Genomic DNA, 23308 nt, shown 5'->3' with positions numbered 1-23308 from the left:
TGTCGCCTGCTTCGTTCGTCGAACCGGGTGTTTAACCGTTCCTCTCAGGAAAGATGTTTTCGCATTTATCGTGAAACGCTTTCGCGTTTTTCGTGCGCCGCTTCGCTCGCCGGCTGCCCGCGTGCCGCTCGGGCCAGGCGCCGGAGGTCGTGAACGCGGGATCCCGCGTGCGGCGCATGTAGTCCTGGAAGCTCTCGGCCTGCACGCGGGACCAGTCGACCTGGCGGTCGTGGAGGTCGAGCACCGGGATGTCGAGCTGGTCGGCGTAGCGCCCCACGATGGCCTGGGCGACGCGGCCCGCGGCGATCGCGTCGGCACCAGCGTCGTGCGCGTCGTCGAGCCGCACGCCGTAGTGCTCGGCCGCCACGGACAGGGTGCGCTTGCCGCGGCGGTAGGTGTCCACGGCCTTGTCGATGACGAGCGGGTCGATCACGGGCCCGGTGTCGCGGAGCGGCTCCACGCCGTGGCGCACGGCCTCGCGGTTGAGGAGGGTGAGGTCGTAGGGCGCGTTGTAGACCACGAGCGCGAGGCCGCGGGCGAACATCTCCCGGATGGTGGTGACGATCTCGAGGACCACGGCTCCCGCGTCACGACCCTCGGCCCGGGCGCGCTCCGTGGTGACGCCGTGGATGGCGGCGGCGCCCGCGGGGATCTCGACGCCGGGATCCGCCAGCCAGTCGTGGCGCTCCAGCACGCGCCCCTCGGCGTCGAGCACGACGATGCAGGCCGTGACGATGCGGGCGGTCTCCACGTCCACCCCCGTCGTCTCGAGGTCGAACGAGGCCAGGGTGTCGTGCCAGCGGGAGGTCATCCTGTAGATGCTACGGGCGACCGCCGATGGCGGGCGCACCCATGTGCAGCCAGTAGAAGCTCTGCGTCGCGAGCGTGAGCGTCAGGCGCCCGTCGTCGCCGACCGTCGGGAACACGCCGCCGCCGAAGAGGTCGTAGAGCTGGGATCCCGCGAAGTCGCTGGCGTCGATCGTGACCGAGACGGGGTTGTGCGCGAACGAGAAGACGCAGAGCACGTCCTCGGCGCGGTCGCCGAAGTGCGTGCCGCTGCCCTCGTAGGAGCGCACGAACGCGAGGACGCTCTCGTGGTCCGTCGGGAGCACCCGGATGGTGCCCTGCCCGAAGACCGGGTGCGCCTTCCGGACGTGGATGACGTTCCGCACCCAGTGCAGGAGCGAGCGCGACTGCGCCAGCTGCGACTCCACGTTGATCTGCGCGTAGTTGTAGACGAGCGACTGCACGACGGGGAGGTAGAGCTTGCCCGGGTCGGCCGTGGAGAAGCCCGCGTTGCGGTCCGGGGTCCACTGCATGGGCGTGCGGGACGCGTCGCGGTCCGGGAGCCAGATGTTGTCGCCCATCCCGATCTCGTCGCCGTAGTAGAGGAACGGGCTGCCGGGGAGCGAGAACAGGAGCGCGTGCACCAGCTCGAGCTCGGCGCGCGAGTTGTCGAGCAGCGGTGCGAGGCGGCGCCGGATGCCGATGTTCACGCGCATGCGCGGGTCGTACGCGTACCAGCCGTACATGGCCTGGCGGTACTCCTCGCTCACCATCTCGAGCGTCAGCTCGTCGTGGTTGCGGAGGAAGACCCCCCACGCGGCGGCGTCGGGGATCTCGAAGGTCTCGCTCATGATGCGCTTCAGCTCGTCCGCCGTCTGCGAGCGCAGCGAGTAGAAGATGCGCGGCATGATCGGGAAGTCGAAGGCCATGTGGCACTCCGGCTCCTCCTCGGTGCCGAGGAAGGCCGACACCTCGCGCGGCCACTGGTTCGCCTCCGCGATGAGGATGCGGCCCGGGTACTCCTCGTCGACCATCGCGCGCAGGCGCTTCAGGAACTCGTGGGTCGCGGGCTCGCCCTCGCCGTTGCCCTCCTCGGTCTCGTACAGGTACGGGATCGCGTCGAGGCGGAGGCCGTCGACGCCCATGTCGAGCCAGTGGCGGATGACGCCGTAGATCGCCTCGTGCACCTTCGGGTTGTCGAAGTTCAGGTCCGGCTGGTGCGAGAAGAAGCGGTGGAAGAAGAACTGGCGGCGCACCGGGTCGAAGGTCCAGTTGGACTCCTCGGTGTCGACGAAGATGACGCGGATGTCCTCGTACTTCTCGTCGGTGTCGCTCCACACGTAGAAGTCGCCGTAGGGGCCGTCCGGGTCGGAGCGGGACTGCTGGAACCACTCGTGCTGGTCGGAGGTGTGGTTCATCACGAGGTCGATGACGATGCGCATGTTGCGCTCGTGGGACTTGGCGACGAGCTCCTTGAAGTCGTCGAGCGTGCCGAACTCGGGGAGGACCGACATGTAGTCGCTGATGTCGTAGCCGCCGTCGCGCAGCGGCGACTGGAAGAACGGCGGGATCCAGAGGCCGTCGATGCCGAGCCACTGCAGGTAGTCGAGCTTGGAGATGAGCCCCTGGATGTCGCCCGTGCCGTCGCCGTTCGAGTCGACGAAGGAGCGGATCATGACCTCGTAGAAGACGGAGCGCTTGTACCACTGCTTGTCGAGGGTGAGGCCGGGCAGGGTGATGGGGGCGGTGAAGCTCACGGTTCTCCTCATGGGCGCGACGGGGCGTCGACTCGGGGGGCGGGAAGGCCTGGGGGCGATTCTAGGTCCGGCGGCCGGGGCCGGTCGGCCCGGCGCGCCCGGGGGCACGGGCCGCGAGCGCTCGTAGACTCGACCCCGATGACCGTCCCCTCGCCCTACGCCGCCCAGCTCGACCGCATCCCCGTGGTGCGCCGCACCGTCGACCTCCTCGGGAGCAGCACCGCGTGGTGGGAGTACGGGCCGGCGGACGCCGCCGACGTCCTGGTGGTCGTGCACGGGTTCCGCGGGGACCACCACGGGCTGGAGCCCGTGGTGGCGCAGCTGCCGGGGGTGCGGATCCTCTCACCCGACCTCCCCGGCTTCGGCGACTCCACGCCGCTCGTCGACGCCCGGCATGACATCCCCGGCTACTCGGCCTGGCTCCGCGCCTTCGTGGAGTCGACCGCGACGCGGGACGCGACCGTCCTCGGGCACTCCTTCGGATCGATCGTCGTCTCGGCCGCGCTGGCCGACGGGCTGCCGAACCCCCGGCGCCGTGCTCGTGAACCCGATCGCGGCGCCCGCACTCGAGGGCCCGCGGGGCGTCCTCACCCGGCTCGCCGTCCTCTACTACCGGGCGGCCGCCGTGCTCCCCGAGCGCGCGGGGTTCGGACTGCTCCGCAACCGCGCCATCGTGCGCGTCATGAGCGAGGCGATGGCGAAGACCCGCGACCGCGGGCTGCGGCGGTGGATCAACGACCAGCACGACCGGTTCTTCAGCGCCTTCAGCGACCGGCGCGTGGTGCTCGAGGCGTTCCGCGCGTCGGTGTCGTCGGACGCCAGCACGTACGCCCCGCGGGTGGGCGTCCCGGTGCTGCTGGTCGCGGCCGAGCGCGACGACATCACGCCCGTCGCCGCGCAGCACCGCCTCCAGCGCCTCTTCGCGGACGCGCGGCTGGAGGTCATCCCGCGGGTCGGCCACCTGATCCACTACGAGACGCCGCGCGAGGCGGCCCGCTCCATCCGCCGCTTCCTGGACGAGGGGACCGCATCGTGAGGCTCGTGTTCGACTGCCGCTACACCCGCATCGGGCGGCACGACGGGATCAGCCGGTACGGCGCCGAGCTCGTCGCCCGGCTGGGCGCGCGCTTCGACGTGACCATGCTGATCAGCGACCACCGCCAGCTCCAGCTCCTGCCGGACCTGCCCTGGCAGCTGGTCAGCTCGCCGACGGGAGCGCGCGAGCCCTGGGTCGCCCGGCGCGTCTCGCGGATGCGGCCCGACGTCGTGTACAGCCCCATGCAGACCATGGGGTCGCGCGGCCGCACCTACCCGCTCGTCCTGACCCTGCACGACCTCATCTACTACCGCCACCGGCGCCCGCCGCGCGACCTCCCCGCACCCGTGCGGGCGCTGTGGCGGGCCTTCCACCTGGCGTGGTGGCCGCAGAGGCTCCTGCTCGACCGGGCCGACGCCGTCGTCACCGTGAGCGAGACGACGCGCGGCCTCATCCGGCGGCACCGCCTGACGACGCGGCCCGTGGTCGTCGTGCCCAACGCGGCCGAGCTCGCCCCCGCGCCCGACGGGACGCCCGACGGCCCGCGTCGCGGGCCCGAGGAGCGGACGCTCGTCTACATGGGCTCCTACATGCCCTACAAGAACGTCGAGACGCTCGTGCGCGCGGCCGAGGACCTGCCCGAGCACGAGCTGCACCTCATGAGCCGCGTCCCGCCGTCGGAGCGGGAGCGGCTCGAGGCGCTCGCCGACGGCGCCCGGCTCGTGTTCCGCGATGGCGCGAGCGACGACGAGTACGCGCGCACGCTGCGGCGCGCGACCGCGCTCCTCACCGCCTCGCGCGACGAGGGCTTCGGCATCCCCGTGATCGAGGCCATGAGCGCCGGGCTGCCCGTCGTGGTCAGCGACATCCCCATCTTCCGCGAGATCGGCGGGGACGCGGCGGTGTACGTCGACCCGGACGACCCCGAGGGCTTCGCCGCCGCCGTGCGGGCGCTGGAGGACCCGGAGGAGTGGCGGCGCCGGTCGGCCGCATGCTCCGCGCGCGCCGCGGAGTACGACTGGGATGCCTCGGCGGCGGCGTTGGGCGACCTCCTCGAGCAGGTCGCGCGATCGGGCCGCGCCCGGGCCTGACGGGCGCGGGATCGGCGCGCGTCGGGATCGGTTCGCGCCACGGGACGCTGGTTGCCCGCCCGCGGTGCGGCTCAGGCGGTACGCGGGCTGCGGAGGCCGGCGAGGGCGCCGAGGTCCGCCACCCCGCCGAAGCGCAGCAGCGACAGCTCGCCGTCGACCACGCCGAAGGTGTGCGCCGACCCGTTCTCGATCATGGGGCCGGGCCGCCCGACGAGGGACGCGTCGAGGCTCCGCGCCAGCGCGGCGATGACGCCTCCGTGCGAGACGGCGACGATCGATCCGCCGGGGTGCCGGTCGGCCAGCCGCACGAGCGCGGCGCCCGCGCGCTCGGTGACGGACTCCACGGTCTCCCGGCCGGGGACGTCGCCGTCGAGGAAGCGCGCCTCGATCTCCGCGTGCGTCAGACCCTCCGCGAGGCCGTAGCGCCGCTCGGCGAGCGCCGCCTCCGGCACCGGACCCGATGTCGGGGCGCCGCCGAGCGCGAGGTGCTCCACGATGATCGACGCGGTCTCGAAGGCGCGGCTCAGGGGGCTCGCGTAAACGGCGTCCCAGCCGGATCCGCCGGCGACCGCCTCCGCGAGGAGCGCACCGGCCGTGGCGGCCTGCGCGCGCCCGGTGTCGTCGAGGGGGATGTCGCTGGAGCCCTGCACGCGCCGCTCCACGTTCCACGCGGTGCGGCCGTGGCGGACGAGCACGATGCGGGTCACGCGGCGAGCTCCGTCGCGATGGCGCGGAGGGTCTCGCTCGTGCCGCCCTCCAGGCGCACCGTGGCACGGGTGTCGCCCTTGGTGACGCCGCGGTTGAGGATGACGATCGGCATGCGGCTCCTCCGGGCGAGCTCGAGCAGGCGGATGCCGGAGTTGACCGCGAGGGACGACCCGGCGATGAGGAGCACGTCGGCGCCGGCCACGATGGCGCTGGCCTCCTGGAAGCGCTCCGTCGGCACGAGCTCGCCGAAGAAGACCACGTCCGGCTTGAGCATGCCGCCGCAGACGCTGCACACCGGGATCCGGAAGCGGTCGACGTCGTGGACCTGCGCGTCGCCGTCCGGGTTCAGCTCCACCGCGTCGGGCTGGTCGAGCCACGGGTTCTCGGCGCTGATCCGCTCGGCGACGGCGGAGCGCGCATAGGCCTGTCCGCAGTCGAGGCAGAGGACCCGGTCGAGGGAGCCGTGCAGGTCCACCACGCGGCGGGACCCGGCGCGCTCGTGCAGGCCGTCGACGTTCTGCGTGACGAGGCCCGCGACGACGCCGGCCGCCTCCAGGTCGGCGAGCGCCGCGTGCCCGTCGTTGGGCCGCGCGGAGCTGAAGGCCTTCCAGCCGAGGTGGCCGCCCGCCCAGTAGCGGCGGCGGAAGTCGTCGCCCTCGCTGCGGAACTGCTGGAACGTCATCGGGTTCCGCTTCGGGGCGCCCTCGCCGCGGTAGTCGGGGATGCCGGAGTCGGTGCTGAGGCCGGCGCCCGTGAGGACGGCGGTGCGACGGCCGCGCATGAGCTCGACCGCCTCGGCGATCGTGGACCCCGCGGGGGGTCGGGGATCGTCACGGAGAGCGGTGCTCATGGGGCCTCCCGGTGCCGAGCGGACGCCCGGCCCGGTCGGCGGGGAGCGACGGGGCAGGGCATCATTGTCCTGTCGAGTCTAGACAGCGCATCCCCGCGAAGGCTCCGCGTGACGAGGCTCCCACCGGCGCGGTGCGGGCGCAGGAGAGGACCGGCGTGCACATCCACCGCATCGAGGACCTCGACTCCCCGGGCCTCGAGGACTACTCCCGTCTCACGGACGTGGCCCTGCGTCGCGTGAGCGAGCCCGCGGGCGGCCTCTACATCGCCGAGTCCACCAAGGTCATGGGCCGGGGCGCTCGCCGCCGGCCACGTGCCGCGCTCGGTCCTCGTGCAGGAGCAGTGGCTCGACGACGTCGCCCCGCTCCTCGGCGCGTTCCCGGACGTGCCCGTCTTCGTCGGCGCGGCCGCCGTGCTGGGGCGGCTCACCGGCTACAACCTGCACCGCGGGGCGCTCGCCGCGATGCACCGCCCGCCCCTGCCGTCCGTTCCCGACGTGCTGCGCGACGCGCGCCGCGTCGTCGTCCTGGAGGACATCGTCGACCACACGAACGTCGGGGCGATCTTCCGAGCGGTCGCGGGCATCGGCGCCGACGCCGTGCTCATCACGCCGCGTTGCGCCGACCCGCTCTACCGGCGGAGCGTCCGCGTGAGCATGGGCACCGTGCTGCAGGTGCCGTGGACGCGGCTTCCGGAGTGGTCGGAGGCCGCCCCGCTCCTGCACGACGCGGGCTTCCACCTGGCGGCGCTCGCGCTGGAGGACGACGCGGTGACGCTCGACGCCTTCGCCGCGGACCCGCCGGAGCGGATCGCGCTCGTGCTCGGCACCGAGGGCGACGGCCTCAGCCGGCACGCCCTCCGGCACGCGGACTCGACCGTCGTGATCCCGATGCTCCACGGCGTCGACTCCCTCAACGTGGCCGCCGCCAGCGCCGTCGCGCTCTACGCGCTGCGGGTCCCCGCGTGAGCCGGGCGCGTCGGGTCGCGCTCTCCGGCGTCGCCGTCGCGCTCCTGGTCTCGGCGGGCGTCTACGTCCCCGTCACCCTCACCGCGGAGCCGCCCGCCGCGGTCGCGCAGGTGGACGCCCCGGATCCCGTCGTCCAGGTCCCGACGCCCGAGACATGGCCGTCCGAGGGGGTGTCCGCGGTCGGCGCGATCGGCTTAGACGGCGTGCTCGCGACGAACGACGCGTCGCCGGTCGCCCGCCCCATGGCCAGCATCACCAAGACCGTGACCGCGCTCGTCGTCCTGGAGGCGCGGCCGCTCGCGGCGGGGGAGGAGGGACCGCAGGTGACCTTCACCGCCGAGGACGAGGCGCTCCGCACCGAGATCCTCGCTCAGGACGGGATCGTGGAGCCGGCGGTGCCGGGCACGAGCCTCTCCCAGCGCGACCTCCTCGAGGGCGCGCTGCTCGCGAGCGCCAACAACTACGCGGCCGCCTTGGGCGTCTGGGCCTTCGGGTCGAACGACGCCTTCATCGCGGCCGCGAACGCCTGGCTCGCCGAGCAGGGCCTCGCCGGCACGCGCGTGGCGGACGCCATGGGCCTGTCGCCGGAGACCGTGAGCACCACCGCCGACCTCGTCCGGATCGGGGAGCTGGCACTCGCGGATCCGGTGCTCTCCGGGATCGTCGACCAGCGGAGCGCGGACGTCCAGGGCGTCGGGACGGTCGAGAACCGCAACCTCCTCGCGGCAGTGCCCGGGTTCCGCGGCATCAAGACGGGGACCCTCGAGCAGGCCGGCAAGTGCCTGCTCTGGGCCGTCGACACGAAGGTGGGGGACCGCGACGTGACGGTCGTCGGCGTGACCCTCGGGGCGCGCGACCACGCGGAGCTCGCGCGGCAGGTGCTCGCGCTGCTGCCGACGGTCACGGCGAACATGCACGTGGTGCAGGTCGCCGCGGCCGGACAGCCCTTCGCGGACTACACGACCGCCTGGGGGGCGACGGCGCAGGCTGTGAGCACGAGCGACGAGTCCCTGCTCGTGTGGGGCGACACCCCGGTCACGACCACGGTCGAGGCGGGGGCGTCCGGGGAGGCGGACGCCGGTACCGAGGTCGGGACGGCCACGGTGACGGCCGGCCGGGAGACCGTGCGGGTGCCGCTGGCCCTCGACCGGGACCTCCCGGGCCCCGACGGCTGGTGGCGGCTCGGCAACCCGGCGGAGCTGCTCGGCTGATCGCGGCTCAGCCCGGGACGTCGGAGCGCGTCCACGGCGCCGCGTCCGGCCGCTTGGCCGTCCGCCCGTCGCCGGAGGACTGGTGCCGGAGGCGCCGCAGCACCCACGGCACGAAGTACGCGCGCGCCCAGTCGATGTCGCCCGCGCGCGCCTGGCGCCATGTGCGCGCCGGCAGCGGCTCGGGCTTCAGCGGCTCGAGGTCGTTCTCGACGGCGAGCGCCTGCAGCACCATGCGCGCGACCGTGTGGTGGCCGAGCGGTGCGAGGTGCAGCCGGTCGACGTCCCACATGCGCGGGTCCTGGATCTCGCTGAGCGACCACTGGTCCGCGACGATGCAGTCGTGGCGGGCCGCGACCGCGCGGATGTCCTGGTTGTAGATCGCGACCTTGCCGCGGAGGCGGCCGAACACGGGGAGAACTTGACGTCGGTGCCCGTGAAGAGCACCACCGTGGCGCCCTCGGAGGAGAGCCGGGCGACCATCTGGTCGAGGCGGTCGGCGAGCCGGTCGGGGTCGGCGCCCGGCCGGAGGATGTCGTTCCCGCCCGCCGAGAGGGAGACGAGGTCGGGGTGCAGCGCGAGCGCGGGCTCGACCTGCTCGTCGGCGATCTGCGCGAGCAGCCGGCCGCGGATGGCGAGGTTCGCATAGGAGAAGCCGTCGACCTGGTCGGCGAGGACCTCGGCGACGCGATCCGCCCAGCCGCGGTGCCCGCCCGGGCTGCCCGGCTCGGGGTCGCCGATGCCCTCTGTGAAGGAGTCGCCGAGGGCGACGTAGCGGCGCCAGGGATGGGGCTCGGTCATGCGCTTCCTTCCGGGTAGGACGCCTCCCATCATAGGAACGGCCTCGAAAGGCGTCGGGAATGCGGCGCCGCGCTATTTGGTTGAGCTCTCAAGCAACCCTGACCGCCCGAGGAACGAGGACCGCATGCCCGACCTGCTCTCCGCCGACACGTCCATGGGTCCCGTGACCCTGCTCGTCGGCGACCTGGACCGGATGACCGCCTACTACCGCGACGCGGTGGGGCTCGAGCAGATCGCCGAGGGGGTGGAGTCCACCACGCTCGGACGCGCAGGCGTCCCCGCCGTGGTCCTGGAGCCCGCGCACGGCCTCTCCCTCCCGCGCCGCGGGGACGCCGGGCTCTTCCACACGGCCGTCCTCTTCGACACCCCCGCCGCCCTCGCGCGGTCCGTGGCGTCCGTCGCGGGGAGCGCCGCGGGCTCCTTCACGGGCAGCGCCGACCACCTCGTGAGCCGGGCGTTCTACTTCACCGACCCCGAGGGCAACGGCGTCGAGCTCTACACCGACCGTCCCCGCGACGAGCTGGTCCTGGAAGGACGGCGGGGTCGTCATGGACACCCTGCCGCTCGACCCGAACGCCTTCCTCCGCGAGGAGCTCGTCCCCGTCTCCGGCCCCGCATCCGACGCCGCCGGCATCGGGCACGTCCACCTGCAGGTGGGCGACACGGGGACGGCTGCCGCCTTCTACGTCGACACGCTCGGGTTCGAGCTCGTCGCGGACTTCCCCGGGATCCGCGATCTTCGTCTCCGCGGGCGGCTACCACCACCACATGGCAATGAACACCTGGAACAGCCGCGGCGCCGGGCGCCGGGCGGCGACGCTGGGCCTCGGCACCGTCCGCATCGAGGTCCCCACCCGCGACGAGGTCGTGGCGGTCGATGCGCGGCTGCGGCAGGCGGGCGTCGCGACCCGCGACGACGGCAGGGAGCTCGCCTTCGAGGACCCGTGGGGCAACGCGCTGGTCCTGTCGGCCGCCTGAGCCGCCGGTCGCGGCCCGACGGGACCGGGGCCAGGTCGGCGAGACTGTGCGCATGACGCCCGAATCCCCGGCCGACCCGCACGACCTCCTCGACGACGCGCTCCTCGCCCGCATCCGCTCCCGCGCCGCCGGCTACGACGCCCGGAACGCGTTCTTCGCCGAGGACCTCGAGGAGCTCCGCGCGGCCGGGTACCTGCGCCTCCTCGTGCCCACCGACCTCGGCGGATCCGGCGCGTCCCTCGCCGACGCCGTCCGCGCCCAGGCGCTCCTCGCCCAGTACGCGCCCGCCACGGCGCTCGGCGTCGGGATGCACCTCGTCTGGACCGCCGTCGCCCGCATCCTCGCCGACCGCGGGGACGACTCGCTCGCCGGCGTCCTCGAGGACGCGGGGCGCGGGGAGCTGCTCGCCTTCGCCGTCAGCGAGCCCGGCAACGACCAGGCGCTCGCCGACGCCATGACCCGAGCGGTGCCCGACCCGGACGGCGCCTACCGCTTCACCGGCACCAAGGTCTCCTCCAGCATGGCGCCCGCCTGGACGCGGCTCGGCCTCTTCGGGCGCGACGACTCGGATCCCGACCGCCCGCTGCTCGTGCACGCCTTCGTCCCGCGCGACGCCCCCGGGCTCGAGATCGTCCCCGACTGGGACACGCTCGGCATGCGGGCGACGCAGAGCCACACCGTCGTGCTCGGCGGCGTGCGCGCCGCCCCCGCCGACGTGGTCCGCCGGCGCGAGGTCGGACGCCGCGACGACCCCTTCGTGCTCGCCGTGCTGCAGGCCTTCGAGCTGCTCATCGCCGCCGTCTACGCGGGCCTCGGGCAGCGAGCGCTCGACCTCGCCGTGGAGTCGGCCCTCCGCCGCACCTCGCGCGCGGCCGGCGGCGCCGCGCTCGCCGCGGACCCGGGCATCCGGCACCTGGTGGCGGAGGCGGCGCTGGCGCAGGACGCGATCCTCCCGCAGCTGGAGGCGCTCGCCGCCGACGTCGACCACGGTGCGGACCACGGCGACCGCTGGGCGTCGCTCCTCGTCGGCGCGAAGGTGCGGGCGACGCGCACGGCCGCCGAGGTCGTGCAGCGGGCGATCGCGGTCGCGGGCGGCGGGTCGTTCCGCACGGGCGACGAGCTGGGGCGCCTGTACCGCGACGTGCTGGCGGGAGGCTTCCACCCCTCCAGCGACCGGCAGGCCGCCGAGACCATCGCCACGACGCTGCTCGGCCCCGTCCCGCGCCGCGACTGACGGGAGACGCCGCGCGACCGGCGGGTCGTGCCAGGTCCCGGGGGTCGCTCCGGCGGCCACCTCGCGACGCGCCCGGACCGCGCGGGGAGGCGGATCCGTCCTCCCGGACCGCCCCCCGCGGGAGCCACGAGGCCGCGCCGATCGGGCGGCCGCACCACCCTCCGGGGGCCGGCGCCACGGACGGGACGCCAGCCGGTGCGGGTATCGTGACGTCAAGTGAGCACCCTGCCGTCCCCTCCTCCGCACGTCGGATCCGCCGCGGCCGAGCACCTCTCGCCGGCCTTCCCGGAGCGCGCCGCCTGGGCACCGTCAGCAAGCTGCGGGCCTGGCAGGAGGAGGCGCTCACCGCCTACTTCGCGAACGAGCCGCGCGACTTCCTCGCGAACGCGACGCCGGGCGCCGGCAAGACCACCTTCGCCCTCCGCCTCGCCTCCGAGCTCCTGCACCGCAAGACCGTCGACAAGGTCACGGTCGTCGCCCCCACTGAGCACCTCAAGAAGCAGTGGGCCGACGCCGCCGCCCGCGCGGGCGTCCGCCTCGACCCCATGTACAGCAACTCCTCCGGAGCCCTCGGTCGCCACTACCACGGGGCGGCCGTGACCTACGCCCAGGTCGCCGCCAACCCGTACCTGCACAAGACCATGACGGAGTCGAGCCGCACGCTCGTCATCCTCGACGAGGTCCACCACGGCGGGGACGCGCTCAGCTGGGGCGACGCCATCCGCGAGGCCTTCGAGCGCGCCACGCGCCGCCTGTCCCTCACGGGGACCCCGTTCCGCTCCGACACCGCACCCATCCCGTTCGTCAGCTACCTGCGCGACCACCGCGGCGTGCGGCTCTCCCAGACCGACTACGACTACGGCTACGGCCGGGCCCTCGCCGACGGCGTGGTGCGGCCCGTCATCTTCCTCGCCTACGCGGGCAGCATGCGCTGGCGCAACAAGATGGGCGACGAGATGGAGGCCCAGCTCGCCGAGGGCAACACCAAGGACATCACCTCGCAGGCGTGGCGCACGGCGCTCGCCCCCGACGGGGAGTGGATCCCGCAGGTGCTGCAGGCGGCCGACCGTCGGCTCAGCGAGGTCCTGGCAGTCCATCCCCGACGCCGGCGGGCTCGTCATCGCCACCGACCACACGACCGCGCGCGCGTACGCGGCGATCCTGCAGCGGATCAGCGGGCAGCCCGTGACCCTCGTCCTGTCCGACGACGTCGAGGCGAGCGCCAACATCGACCGGTTCTCCGCGAGCACGTCGCGGTGGATGGTCGCCGTGCGCATGGTCTCCGAGGGCGTGGACGTGCCGCGCCTCGCGGTCGGCGTGTACGCCACGAGCGCGTCCACCCCGCTGTTCTTCGCCCAGGCCATCGGCCGCTTCGTGCGCGCCCGACGCCGCGGCGAGACGGCCTCGATCTTCCTGCCGAGCGTCCCGAACCTGCTCGTGCTCGCCAACGAGCTCGAACGCCAGCGCGACCACGCGCTCGACCGCGACTCCTCGAAGGAGGGCGACCTCTACAACCCCGAGGACGCCATGATGGGCGAGGCGAACCGCAGCGAGAAGGGATCCCACTCCCTCCTCAGCGAGTTCTCGTTCGAGGCGATGGGATCCGAGGCGACCTTCGACAAGGTCCTCTTCGACGGAGCCGAGTTCGGGCAGATGGCCGACGTCGGCAGCCTCGAGGAGGAGGAGTTCATCGGCCTCCCCGGCATCCTCGAGCCCGAGCAGGTCCGGGGAGCTCCTCGCCCAGCGGCAGCACCGCCAGTCGCGCCACGCCTCCGAGCGGGAGCGCAAGCAGGCCGAGAGCGGCGTGCCGAAGGACCCGGACGACATCCCGCTCTACCGCACGCTCAAGGAGCAGCGGCAGCTCCTCAACAGCCTCGTGGGCATGCGCGCCAAGCTGCACGGCGAGCCCCACGGCCTCGTCCACGCGGAGCTGCGGCGCGTCTGCGGCGGACCCGCCGTCGGCCAGTGCAGCGTGACCCAGCTGCAGCAGCGCATCGACCAGCTCCGCCGGGTGGATGCGCAGCTGACGCGCGGGGATGTTCCGGGCAGCTCCGTCGGTGGATGCGCAGCTGACGCGCGGGGACGTTCCGGGGCAGCTCCGTCGGTGGATGCGCAGCTGACGCGCGGGGATGTTCCGGGGCAGCTCCGTCGGTGGATGCGCAGCTGACGCGCGGGGATGTTCCGGGGCAGCTCCGTCGGTGGATGCGCAGCTGACGCGCTGACCTGCTCGACGCGCAGGGCTCACGGCCCGCGTTCGGCCGCCGTCCAGGCGTGCTCGCCTACTATCGGACGCCTGGGTGCCGCCCGAACGCACCCGCGAGGAGCCCCGATGCCCGTCCCGTCGCGCGATGCCGACGCGTACGCCGTGCTCGGGGTCGAGCCCTCCGCATCGCAGGACGAGATCCGCCGGGCATACCGCCGTCGCGTGCGCGCCGCCCACCCCGACATGGGCGGCAGCGCGGACGAGTTCCAGGCCGTCCGCGACGCCTTCGAGTCCGTCGGCGACCCCGAGAGCCGTGCGCGGTACGAGCGGGGGCAGCGCGACGCCCCGGCACCCGAGGAGCCCGTCCGCCGCGCACACCCCTCCGCGGCCGGCGCCACGGCCGGGGACGAGGCGTGGGATCCGGCATCCCGCCGCGGGCGTCCGGCAGCACCGCGCGCGCGCCCCGCGGCCCGTACCCGGAGCTTCGGCCACCCGGGGCGGGTTCGCCCGCCTCCGCTACCTGTCGCTGGTGCGCGAGTGGCTGGCGGATCCGGCCGAGCCCTCCGTCCCCGCCGCCCCCTGTCCCGCCGCGCGGGGAGCGGCGCTCGCCGATCGCCCCGAGCCCTACGTCCGCCGTACCCGTGTCGTCGCGCCGCCCGTCCTGGCCGCGCTCGTCGCCCTCGTCGCGCTGGTCTCGGGGCGTCGGCGTCGTCCCGGCCCTCGTGGGGCTCGTCGTCGGCGCCGCCGCGGGCCTCGCGTCCGCCGGCGCGCTCGGCCGCGCCTGGTACCGGGCGGGCAGGAGCCCCGCCGCGAGGCGGCGGAGCGCCTTCAGGAGGAGGTGCTCGCGCACGAGCGCGCCCTCCGCGCCTACCCCGACCTCATGGCCGCCTACAGCGCCCGCCTCGCCCGCCTCGAGGGCCTCCGTCGCCGGTTCGAGGCCGACGCCTACGCGCCGGACCTGGTCGCGGAGGTTCCCGCCGCCGCGTCCGCGGCGCTGCGCGCGGCCGTCGCCCAGGAGGAGACCGCCCGCGAGCTGATGGAGCTCGGCCCGTCGTACGCATTCTGGAACGGCGTCTCCGTGCCGCGCTCGGGCGACGCCGTCGACCACCTGGTGCTCGGCCCGCAGGGGCTCGTCGCGGTGGAGTCCGTGCCGCAGGGCGCGGAGGCCGCCACGGACCCGACGGCGCGCGACGCCGTGCTCCGCGGGCTCGACTCCCGCGCCCGGGCGCTCGCGCGCGAGCTGGAGGTGCCCGTCGTCGGACTCGTGCTGTCGCTGCCGTCCGGGGTCCTGGGCGCGGCGCCCGTCGTGCTCCACGCGGCCGACGACCCGCACGCGATCCCCGCCTACGCCGTCGCCCGCACCCTGCTGGCCGACCACGTCGCGGCCGGACTCCCGGGGCTCAGCGCGATGGATCCCGAGCGCCTCCTCGCCGTCCGAACCCGCCTGGTGCTCGACGCGCGCTTCGTCTGACCCGATGCGCCACGACGCCCGGGGGACCGCCGGCGGTCAGCGGGGAGCGGCACGTCCAGCTCGCCCGCGCGCACCATCCACTCGACGGCCTCGCGCGCGGCCTCCTCGCTCGTGTACCGCGGCACGTAGCCGAGGACGTCCCGCGCCTTGTCGATGGCTGGCCACGTCGCTGCGGCTGAGGTGCTCCCAGCTGGCGTCGGCGTGCCCGGGGTCCGTGCGGGCGCGGAACCCGTCCCAGTCGAGGTGCTCGAGCTCGGGCTCGCGGCCGAACCACGCGGCTGCGGCGCGGGCGAAGCGCGCGCGCCGAGGAGCGCCCGGTCGGAGACCGCATGGAAGCTCTCGCCGACCGAGGTCTCCCGGTTGGCGATGGCCAGCTGCACGACCTGCGCGACGTCGTCGGCATGCACGTGGTGCATGGTCTCGCTGCCGGAACCCGGCACGCGGAGCGGCCGGCCGGCGGCGAGGTCGGCCCACACCTGCGGGTCGAGGTTCCCGAGCGGCGTGATGACGGGCCAGCCGCCCCCGCTGATGTGGCCCGGGTGCACGACCGTCGAGGGCACCCCGCCGCCGAGGCGGGACTCCGCGATGAGGTAGCGCTCGATCTCGGCCTTCTGCACGCCGTACTCGCCGAACGGCTCCTTGGGGTCGTCCTCCCGGAGCGGCAGGGACGTGCTGAGGCCGTGGGTCCAGATGCTGCCGATGTGCACGAGGTGCCGCACGCGTCCCCGCAGCCCCTCGACGAGATGGCGGGCCGACGCGGGCGTGAAGCACACGAGGTCGACGACGACCTCGGGGGCGAGCGCCGCGAACATCTGGTCGGCGAACGTGCCGGCCGCGTCCTCCGCGTCGCGGTCCACGCGCACGCGCTCGACGCGGTCCCAGAGGGGCGACGACCGGTACGGCTCGCGGGTGCCGCGGCTCACCGCGACGACGTCGTGCCCGGAGTCGACGAGACGGGGGACGAGGAAGGTCCCGATGTGGCCGGTGGCTCCGATGACGACGACGCGCATCCCGTCACCCTATCGGCGCCGCGGGGCGTCGCCGCCCCCGGGTCAGATCCAGCCGCGCCTGCGGAACGCGGCGTAGAGGACTACGCCCATCACCACCATGAGCCCGAGCGCCAGGGGATACCCGTAGGTCCAGCGCAGCTCCGGCATGTTCACGAAGTTCATTCCGTAGACGGTGCCGACGAGCGTGGGCGCGAACAGTATGGCGGCCCAGGACGAGATGCGCTTCACCTGGTCGTTCTGGGCGAGGCTCGTCTCGGTGAGCTTCTTCATCTCGTCGTTCTGCCGCTGGCCGACGAGCGTGGTGTGCACCGTGAGGGCGTTCTGGAGCAGGGTGCGGAAGGCGTCCGAGCGCTCGGCTACGCGGATGACGTGGTCGTGCACGTCCCGCAGGCCGCGCCGGAGCTCGAGGTCGACGTCGTGGCGCTCGGCCGTCGCGCGGAGGTCGTCGAGCATGGCGCCGAGCGGGGCGGTGGCGCGCTGGAACGCGGTCACCTCCCGCATGAGCGCGTAGATGCGGCGCGACACGTCGGGGTCGGCGCCGAAGATCTGGTCCTCGATCTCGTCGACGTCGTCCTCGAGGCCGCGGGCGACGGGGCCGTACTCGTCCGCCACCTGGTCGAGGATCGCGTAGAGGACGGCCGTCGGGCCGAGGGCGAGGAGGTCGCGGTCCTCCTCGAGCCGGTGGCGGACCGTGGCCAGCGTCGGGGGACTCCGCGTGGCGGATGGTGACGACGAAGTCGGGTCCGACGAACACGTGCAGCTCGCCGAACTCCACCCGCTCCTCGGCGTCGAGGTACCGCGCCGGGCGCAGCACGACGAACCACGTGTCGCCGTAGCGCTCCAGCTTCGACCGCTGGTGCCCCGTGAGCGCGTCCTCGACGGCGAGCGGGTGAAGCCCGAACTCGGCGGCGACACGGTGGAGCTCGTCCGCGTCCGGCCGGTACAGCCCGATCCAGGCGAGGCCCCGGCGCTCGCGCATCACCTCGAACGTCTCGTCGAGGCTCTCGGGGTCGGCCGTCCGGACCCCGTCCACGTACACGGCACTGTCGACGACGGTCATGGGCTCTCGCTCTCGGCTCGGGTGCGTCCGCGGGCGGACGCATGCGACTGTAGCCGTGCGCCGGGGGAGCAGGCCGGGACGGAGGCGGACCGGGTGCGCCCGCAACGAGGAAGAGCCGGTCGGATCCCTGGGGATCCGACCGGCTCTCGTGTGTGTCCGAAGGGGGACTTGAACCCCCACGCCCTAATACGGGCACTAGCACCTCAAGCTAGCGCGTCTACCAATTCCGCCATCCGGACAGGATGTGCGGCCCGCCGTCTCCGGCTGCCGAGAGACGACATTAGCACGGCTTCCGGACCCCTCTCGACCACCCCGGAGCCGGACGCGCGCGCCCGGCCTCGATAGCGTGGGGACATGACCGACACGCTCCCCGACGACCTCGACGCCACCGCGCGCATCGCCCGCGACCTCATCCGGTTCGACACCACCAACCACGGCGAGGGCCGGTCGGAGGGGGAGACCGAGGCGGCGCAGTACGTCGAGCAGTGCCTCGTGGACCTGGGGCTGAAGCCCGAGCTGATCGACGCGGCGCCGGGCCGCACGAGCGTCCTCGCGCGCATCCCGGGCCGCAACCGCGACAAGCCGGCGCTCGTCGTGCACGGACACCTCGACGTCGTCCCCGCGGACCCCGCCAACTGGACGGTCGACCCGTTCGCCGGCGTCATCAAGGACGGCATGCTCTGGGGCCGCGGCGCCGTGGACATGAAGAACATGGACGCCATGATGATCACCGCGCTCCAGGAGATCATCACCTCGGGCCGCGCTCCGGAGCGCGACCTGATCATGGGCTTCTTCTCCGACGAGGAGGCGGGCGGCGTGCTCGGCTCCGCCTACGTCGTCGAGAACCGGCCCGAGTGGTTCGAGGGCGCCACCGAGGCCATCAGCGAGGTCGGCGGCTACTCCATCGACCTCGCCGGCAAGCGCGCCTACCTGCTGCAGACCGGCGAGAAGGCCCTCGTGTGGGTGCGGCTCGTCGCGACCGGCACGGCGGGCCACGGCTCGCAGGTCAACCGCGACAACGCCGTGACCCGGCTCGCGGGAGCGGTCGCGCGCATCGGCATGGAGGAGTGGCCCGTCCACCTCACCGACACGACGCGCCAGCTGCTGGACGAGATCGCGCGGATCGTCGGCGCCGACCCGAAGCGGGTCACCCCGGACGACCTCGCCATCGCGACCGGCACGGCGTCGAAGTTCATCGCCGCGACGCTGCGGACCACCACGAACCCGACGCTCCTGCACGCCGGCTACAAGCACAACGTCATCCCGGACACCGCCGAGGCGCTCGTCGACATCCGCGTGCTGCCGGGCGAGGAGGACGCCGTGCTCGCCCGCGTCCGCGAGCTCGCCGGCGAGGGGGTGGAGGTGCGCATCGTGCACCAGGACGTGGGCCTCGAGAACCCCTTCCAGGGACCGCTCGTGGACGCCATGGTCGCGACCCTCGGCGTGCACGATCCCGAGGCCGAGGTCCTGCCGTACATGCTGTCCGGCGGCACCGACAACAAGGCGCTCAGCCTCCTCGGGATCACCGGATACGGCTTCGCCCCGCTGCGTCTCCCGGCCTCCATGGACTTCCCGGCGATGTTCCACGGCGTCGACGAGAGGGTCCCGCTCGACGCACTAGTCTTCGGGAGGCAGGTCCTCCGCGACCTGCTCCTCGACTACTGCGACCCGAGCCCCTGGCGGGCGGACATCAGCTGGAGCACCCGTTTGAGTTATCTCGAGGCGATCATCCTGGGCCTCGTCCAGGGCCTGACCGAGTTCCTGCCCATCTCCTCGAGCGCGCACCTCCGCATCGCCGGCCTGTTCATGGGCGGCGACCCGGGGGCGACGTTCACCGCGATCACGCAGCTCGGCACCGAGCTCGCGGTCGTCGTGTTCTTCCGCCGGCGCATCGGCAAGGTCCTCTCGGCGTGGTTCCGCTCGCTCCGCGGCGGCATGCCGAAGGGCGACCCGGACGTCCGGATGGGCTGGCTCGTCATCATCGGCACCATCCCCATCGGGATCGCCGGCTACCTGTTCCAGGACACGATCCGCAGCACCTTCCGCTCCCTCTGGATCGTCGCGATCGTCCTCATCGTGTTCGGCATCCTGCTCGGCCTCGCCGACCGCTACAGCCGCAGCGACCGCCTCGAGAGGGACATGACGTACGGGCACGGCGTGAGCATCGGCATCGCCCAGGCGCTCGCCCTCGTGCCGGGCGTGTCCCGCTCCGGCGCCACCACCACCGCGGCGCGCGCGTTCGGCTACGCGCGGCCGGTCGCCGCCGAGTACTCCTTCCTGCTCGCCGTCCCCGCCGCCGTGTTCGGCAGCGGCCTGTACGAGCTCGTCAAGAGCTTCGACGAGACCGGGCAGGCCGGCGCCGGTCAGACCGCGGTCGCGACCCTCATCGCGTTCATCGTGGGCCTCGCCGTCATCGCCGGCCTCATGCGCTACATCTCCACCCGCACCTTCATGCCGTTCGTCGTCTACCGCGTCGCCCTCGGCGTCGTCCTCCTGGTGCTGCTCGGCACCGGCGCGATCGCGGCCTGATCCCGTGCGCGCCTGGTCACGTCCCGAGGTCCCCGTCGTCGCGGGGGAGCCGCCCGTCCCGTCCCTGCACGACACGAGCACCGGCGCCGTCCGTCCCGCCGAGTGCGTCGGCGACGGCCGCGTGGGCCTGTACGTCTGCGGCATCACGCCCTACGACGCCACGCACCTCGGCCACGCCTCCACGTACCCTCGCCTTCGACACGCTCCAGCGCATCTGGCTCGACCGCGGGTACGACGTCGCCTACGTGCAGAACGTCACCGACGTCGACGACCCGCTGCTCGAGCGCGCGACCGCGACGGGGGTCGACTGGCGCGACCTCGCTGCCGAGCAGGTCGAGCTGTTCCGGACCGACATGGAGGCGCTGCGCATCCTGCCGCCCGATTCCTACGTCGGCGTCACCGAGGTCGTCGACGAGGTCGCGGCCGCGGGTGCCGCGGAGCTCGTGCGCCGCGGTACGGCGTACCCGGTGCCGACCCCGGACGCGGCCGAGACCGGCGCCCCGGGACCTCTACTTCGACATCGCCCGCGCCGGTGACACCGGACCGTGGGCCCTCGGCGACGAGAGCGGCTACGACCGCGACACCGTCAGGCGGTCCTCTCCGCGGGAGCGCGGCGGCGACCCCGAGCGCCCCGGCAAGCGCGACCCGCTCGACCCCCTGCCGTCAGGCGCGTGGAGCGCGCGGGCGAGCCGGCGTGGGACAGCGTCGTCGGCCGCGGCCGACCCGGCTGGCACATCGAGTGCGCCGTGATCGCGCTGCGGAAGCTCGATCGCCCGGTCACCGTCCAGGGCGGCGGCAGCGACCTCATCTTCCCGCACCACGAGATGTCGGCCAGGGCACGCGTCGGCGCTCACGGGCGAGGACTTCGCCTGCCTCTACGCGCACAGCGGCATGGTCGCGTACCAGGGCGAGAAGATGAGCAAGTCGCTCGGCAACCTCGTGCTCGTGTCGCGCCTGCGCGCGGCGGGCGTCGACCCCCGCGCCATCCGCCTCGCGCTCCTCGCGCAGCACTACCGGGCCGACTGGGAGTGGACGGACGCGCTCCTGGAGGAGTCCGTCGCGCGGCTCGCGGCGTGGGACGCCTGGGCCGCGCGATGCCGATCCCGTGTCCGCGGCCGACGCGTCGGAGCACGGCGAGCTCGTGCAGCTCGTGCGCGAGCGCCTGGCCGACGACCTGGACACCCCGGGCGCGATCCTGCTCCTCGACCTCCGCGTCGCCACCGGCGTCCCGGCGACCCCCGTCGAGGTGGCCGCGGTCGACGCGCTCCTCGGCGTGGCGCTCGGAGCTCCCGCCGCCTGACCGCGTCGCGCGGCCAACGGCCTAGTGGTCCTTCGGGTCCTTCGGGTCCTTCGGGTCCCTCGGCCGCCACGGCTCCTCAGGCCGGTCGTCGCCGCGTCCGCGCGGCCCGTCGCCCCGGCGGAGGTAGCGCTCGAACTCCTGCGCGATGGCCTCGCCGCTGGCCTCGGGGGAGTCGACCGTGTCGCGCGCCTGCTCGAGCTGCTGGATGTAGGACGCCATGTCCTCGTCCTCGCCCGCGAGCTGGTCGATGCCCGCCTCCCACGTCGCCGCCTCCTGCACGAGCTCGGCCGGCGCGGGATCACCACGTCGACCATCTCCTCGAGCTTGTCGATGAGGGCGAGCGTCGCCTTGGGCGACGGGGCGCTGTGCACGTAGTAGGGGCACCGACGCCCACAGCGAGACCGTGGGCATGCCCATCTCCTCGGCGCGCTGGGCGATGATGCTGAGGATCCCGACGGGGCCCTCATAGGTGCTCCGCTCGATCCCCAGCTCGGCCCGCACGTCCTGGTTCTCGCTCGTGGAGTAGACGGAGATGGGGCGCGTGTGCGGCACGTCGGCCAGCAACGCGCCGAGCAGCACGACGCCCTCGACCCCCGCGGTGCGCGCCGCCTCCAGCACCGCGGCGGTGAACGCCGTCCAGGTGCCGCGAGGGCTCCACGCCGAGCAGCAGGTGGATGCTGCCGCCGTTGTCGCCGCTCACGCCGAGCTGCGCGTCGGCGGCCAGGTCCTGCGTCGGGCGGCGGGGGCTCCGGGGGCCGTACAGCGTCGCGCCCGGCCACTCGAGCTCGCGGGTGCCGTCCTCCGCGAAGCCGATGGTGGGGCGGTTGAACTGGAAGTCGAAGTAGTCCTCGGGATCCACCGACGACACCGCCTCGAGGTCGAGCAGCTCCTTCAGCGCCCGGACCGCTCCGCTGGCAGCCTCGCCCGCGTCGTTCCAGCCCTCGAAGGCGACGACCAGCAGCCGTCCGCTCACGAACCTCTCGGCATCCGCCACGCGACTCTCCGTCCCCGTCCGCCCGGCGGCGGTCGTCGGACAAGCTTCAGGACGCGCGGTCCACCGATAGACTCGCTCCCCGTGATCAGCAACAGACCCGCGGCCGTCCTCTGGGACATGGACGGCACGATCGTGGACACCGAGCCCTACTGGATGGTGGCGGAGCAGGCGCTGGTCGGCTCCTTCGGCGGCACCTGGACCCAGGAGGACGGGCTGCGGCTCGTCGGCGACGGGCTCGACGACTCGGCGCGGATCCTGCAGGAGGCGGGCGTCGACCTGCCCGTCGCGGAGATCGTCGGCCGGCTGACCGACCGCGTCATGGAGCAGATCCTGGTCGAGGTGCCGTGGCGCCCGGGGGCCCGCGAGCTCCTCCGCGAGGTGCGCGAGGCGGGCATCCCCACCGCCCTCGTCACCATGTCCCTCGGCCGCATGGCACGCCAGGTGGCCGACGCCGTGCCCTTCGACGCGTTCGACCGCGTCGTCGCGGGGGACGACGTCGCCGCGAACGGCAAGCCCCACCCCGGAGGCGTACCTCACGGCCGCGGCGCAGCTCGGCGTCGACATCCGCGACTGCGTCGCCATCGAGGACTCGGGCCCGGGCGTCGCCTCGGCCTCGGCGTCCGGCGCCACCCGCCATCGCCGTCCCGCACCACGTCCTCGCTGCCCGCGGACCCGGCCTACGTCCTCTGGGACACCCTCGCCGGCCGCACCCTCGCCGACGTCGAGTCCGCGCACTCCGACCGCCGCCGCACGCCGATCCGCGACGGAGGTGCGCGCATGACCGTCGAGACCAGCGCCGCGCGCTTCAGCGGCCCCTTCCGCGCGGGCGACCGCGTGCCGCTGACGGGCCCCGAGGGGCGCCTCAACACGATCCTCCTCGAGCCCGGCAAGGTGTTCCACACCCACCGCGGCATGCTCGACCACGACGCGCTCATCGGCCTGCCCGACGGCAGCGTCGTGACCAACAGCGCCGGCGTCGAGTGCCTCGCCCTCCGCCCGCTCCTGTCGGACGTGGTCATGTCGATGCCGCGCGGGGCCGCGATCATCTACCCGAAGGACGCCGCCAGATCCTCGGCCTCGCCGACGTGTTCCCGGGCGCGACCGTCGTGGAGGCGGGCGTCGGATCCGGCGCCCTGTCGATGTGGCTGCTGCGCGCGCTCGGACCGACCGGCACGCTGCTCTCCTTCGAGCGCCGCGAGGAGTTCGCCGACGTCGCCCGCGGCAACGTGTCGAGCTACTTCGGGCACAGCCCGGAGAACTGGTCCATCACGCTGGGCGACCTCGCCGAGGCGCTGCCGACCGTGACCGAGCCGCACTCGTCGACCA

Annotated in this window: 9 protein-coding genes, 1 tRNA gene and 13 pseudogenes; 14 read left to right on the top strand and 9 right to left on the bottom strand. The window is 73.8% G+C overall.

Annotation, left to right across the window (positions count from 1 at the left end):
- Positions 1 to 31 precede the first annotated feature (31 nt).
- Both ACZ411_RS03155 and treS read right to left on the bottom strand, forming a co-directional pair.
- Positions 32 to 811, bottom strand: coding sequence for an exonuclease domain-containing protein (locus tag ACZ411_RS03155; RefSeq protein WP_464168471.1), 780 nt, complete (start codon positions 809 to 811; stop codon positions 32 to 34).
- Between the two features lie 10 nt (positions 812 to 821).
- Entirely contained in the window at positions 822 to 2555 is a 1734-nt protein-coding gene (gene treS / locus ACZ411_RS03150; RefSeq protein WP_464168469.1) for a maltose alpha-D-glucosyltransferase, read from the bottom strand.
- 126 nt (positions 2556 to 2681) lie between these two features.
- Here treS and ACZ411_RS03145 point away from each other — a divergent pair.
- Positions 2682 to 3579, top strand: a pseudogene (locus tag ACZ411_RS03145) (alpha/beta fold hydrolase).
- Positions 3576 to 4670, top strand: a complete 1095-nt coding sequence (locus tag ACZ411_RS03140) for a glycosyltransferase family 4 protein (RefSeq protein ID WP_464168467.1) — start codon at positions 3576 to 3578, stop codon at positions 4668 to 4670. The pseudogene ACZ411_RS03145 and the gene ACZ411_RS03140 overlap by 4 nt, the downstream one beginning before the upstream one ends.
- 71 nt (positions 4671 to 4741) lie before the next feature.
- On the opposite strand, the gene ACZ411_RS03135 is transcribed toward ACZ411_RS03140, so the two are convergent.
- Positions 4742 to 5377: a histidine phosphatase family protein gene (locus tag ACZ411_RS03135; RefSeq protein ID WP_104289231.1), complete on the bottom strand. Its 636-nt coding sequence runs from the start codon at positions 5375 to 5377 to the stop codon at positions 4742 to 4744.
- The gene (locus ACZ411_RS03130) at positions 5374 to 6228 is read right to left on the bottom strand and encodes a Sir2 family NAD-dependent protein deacetylase (protein ID WP_104289232.1); all 855 of its coding nucleotides are present in this window, start codon (positions 6226 to 6228) and stop codon (positions 5374 to 5376) included. The genes ACZ411_RS03135 and ACZ411_RS03130 overlap by 4 nt, the downstream gene beginning before the upstream one ends.
- A 155-nt stretch (positions 6229 to 6383) precedes the next feature.
- On the opposite strand from ACZ411_RS03130, the pseudogene ACZ411_RS03125 reads away from it, so the two are divergent.
- Positions 6384 to 7194: pseudogene (locus ACZ411_RS03125) on the top strand (TrmH family RNA methyltransferase).
- Positions 7191 to 8405 carry a D-alanyl-D-alanine carboxypeptidase family protein gene (locus ACZ411_RS03120; RefSeq protein WP_464168464.1) on the top strand — a complete coding sequence of 405 codons (1215 nt, stop codon included), beginning with the start codon at positions 7191 to 7193 and terminating at the stop codon, positions 8403 to 8405. Before ACZ411_RS03125 ends, ACZ411_RS03120 begins: the two are co-directional and overlap by 4 nt.
- Positions 8406 to 8412: 7 nt before the next feature.
- Here ACZ411_RS03120 and ACZ411_RS03115 read toward each other — a convergent pair.
- A pseudogene (locus ACZ411_RS03115) lies at positions 8413 to 9203 on the bottom strand (SGNH/GDSL hydrolase family protein).
- A gap of 124 nt (positions 9204 to 9327) precedes the next feature.
- Here ACZ411_RS03115 and ACZ411_RS03110 point away from each other — a divergent pair.
- From ACZ411_RS03110 to ACZ411_RS03090, 5 genes and pseudogenes are all read left to right on the top strand, one after another.
- Positions 9328 to 10181, top strand: a pseudogene (locus ACZ411_RS03110) (VOC family protein).
- Positions 10182 to 10233: 52 nt separating this feature from the next.
- Positions 10234 to 11415, top strand: a complete 1182-nt coding sequence (locus tag ACZ411_RS03105) for an acyl-CoA dehydrogenase family protein (protein ID WP_464168462.1) — start codon at positions 10234 to 10236, stop codon at positions 11413 to 11415.
- A gap of 216 nt (positions 11416 to 11631) precedes the next feature.
- Positions 11632 to 13442: pseudogene (locus ACZ411_RS03100) on the top strand (DEAD/DEAH box helicase).
- Between the two features lie 149 nt (positions 13443 to 13591).
- Positions 13592 to 13885: pseudogene (locus ACZ411_RS03095) on the top strand (DnaJ domain-containing protein); the annotation flags it as partial.
- 262 nt (positions 13886 to 14147) lie between these two features.
- Positions 14148 to 15089, top strand: coding sequence for a hypothetical protein (locus tag ACZ411_RS03090; protein ID WP_464168460.1), 942 nt, complete (start codon positions 14148 to 14150; stop codon positions 15087 to 15089).
- A 41-nt stretch (positions 15090 to 15130) separates the two neighbouring features.
- On the opposite strand, the pseudogene ACZ411_RS03085 reads toward ACZ411_RS03090, so the two are convergent.
- The 3 genes and pseudogenes from ACZ411_RS03085 to ACZ411_RS03075 all read right to left on the bottom strand — a co-directional run.
- Positions 15131 to 16099 (bottom strand): annotated as a pseudogene (locus tag ACZ411_RS03085) (NAD-dependent epimerase/dehydratase family protein); the annotation flags it as partial.
- A 42-nt stretch (positions 16100 to 16141) separates the two neighbouring features.
- Positions 16142 to 17159 (bottom strand): annotated as a pseudogene (locus ACZ411_RS03080) (magnesium and cobalt transport protein CorA).
- 153 nt (positions 17160 to 17312) lie between these two features.
- A tRNA-Leu gene (locus ACZ411_RS03075) sits at positions 17313 to 17398 on the bottom strand.
- Between the two features lie 115 nt (positions 17399 to 17513).
- Here ACZ411_RS03075 and ACZ411_RS03070 point away from each other — a divergent pair.
- The 3 genes and pseudogenes from ACZ411_RS03070 to mshC form a co-directional block, all read left to right on the top strand.
- Positions 17514 to 18821 (top strand): annotated as a pseudogene (locus ACZ411_RS03070) (M20/M25/M40 family metallo-hydrolase); the annotation flags it as partial.
- Positions 18822 to 18866: 45 nt separating this feature from the next.
- Complete coding sequence (locus tag ACZ411_RS03065; protein WP_464168473.1) at positions 18867 to 19688, top strand: undecaprenyl-diphosphate phosphatase; 822 nt, start codon at positions 18867 to 18869, stop codon at positions 19686 to 19688.
- A 4-nt stretch (positions 19689 to 19692) separates the two neighbouring features.
- Positions 19693 to 20988: pseudogene (gene mshC, locus ACZ411_RS03060) on the top strand (cysteine--1-D-myo-inosityl 2-amino-2-deoxy-alpha-D-glucopyranoside ligase).
- A gap of 21 nt (positions 20989 to 21009) precedes the next feature.
- Here the strand turns inward: mshC and ACZ411_RS03055 are convergent.
- A pseudogene (locus ACZ411_RS03055) lies at positions 21010 to 21982 on the bottom strand (proteasome assembly chaperone family protein).
- A gap of 81 nt (positions 21983 to 22063) precedes the next feature.
- Between ACZ411_RS03055 and ACZ411_RS03050 the strand changes: the two are divergent.
- Positions 22064 to 22747, top strand: a pseudogene (locus ACZ411_RS03050) (HAD family hydrolase); the annotation flags it as partial.
- Positions 22748 to 22759: 12 nt separating this feature from the next.
- Positions 22760 to 23308: pseudogene (locus ACZ411_RS03045) on the top strand (tRNA (adenine-N1)-methyltransferase); the annotation flags it as partial.

This window comes from Clavibacter sp. AC415, from assembly GCF_979252985.1.
This window is presented reverse-complemented; position numbering and strand designations above follow the sequence as displayed.

Coding starts and splice junctions, on each gene's coding strand:
- treS (WP_464168469.1), bottom strand. CDS start 2,555: ATGAGGAGAACCGTGAGCTTCACCGCCCCCATCACCCTGCCCGGCCTC.
- ACZ411_RS03155 (WP_464168471.1), bottom strand. CDS start 811: ATGACCTCCCGCTGGCACGACACCCTGGCCTCGTTCGACCTCGAGACG.
- ACZ411_RS03130 (WP_104289232.1), bottom strand. CDS start 6,228: ATGAGCACCGCTCTCCGTGACGATCCCCGACCCCCCGCGGGGTCCACG.
- ACZ411_RS03105 (WP_464168462.1), top strand. CDS start 10,234: ATGACGCCCGAATCCCCGGCCGACCCGCACGACCTCCTCGACGACGCG.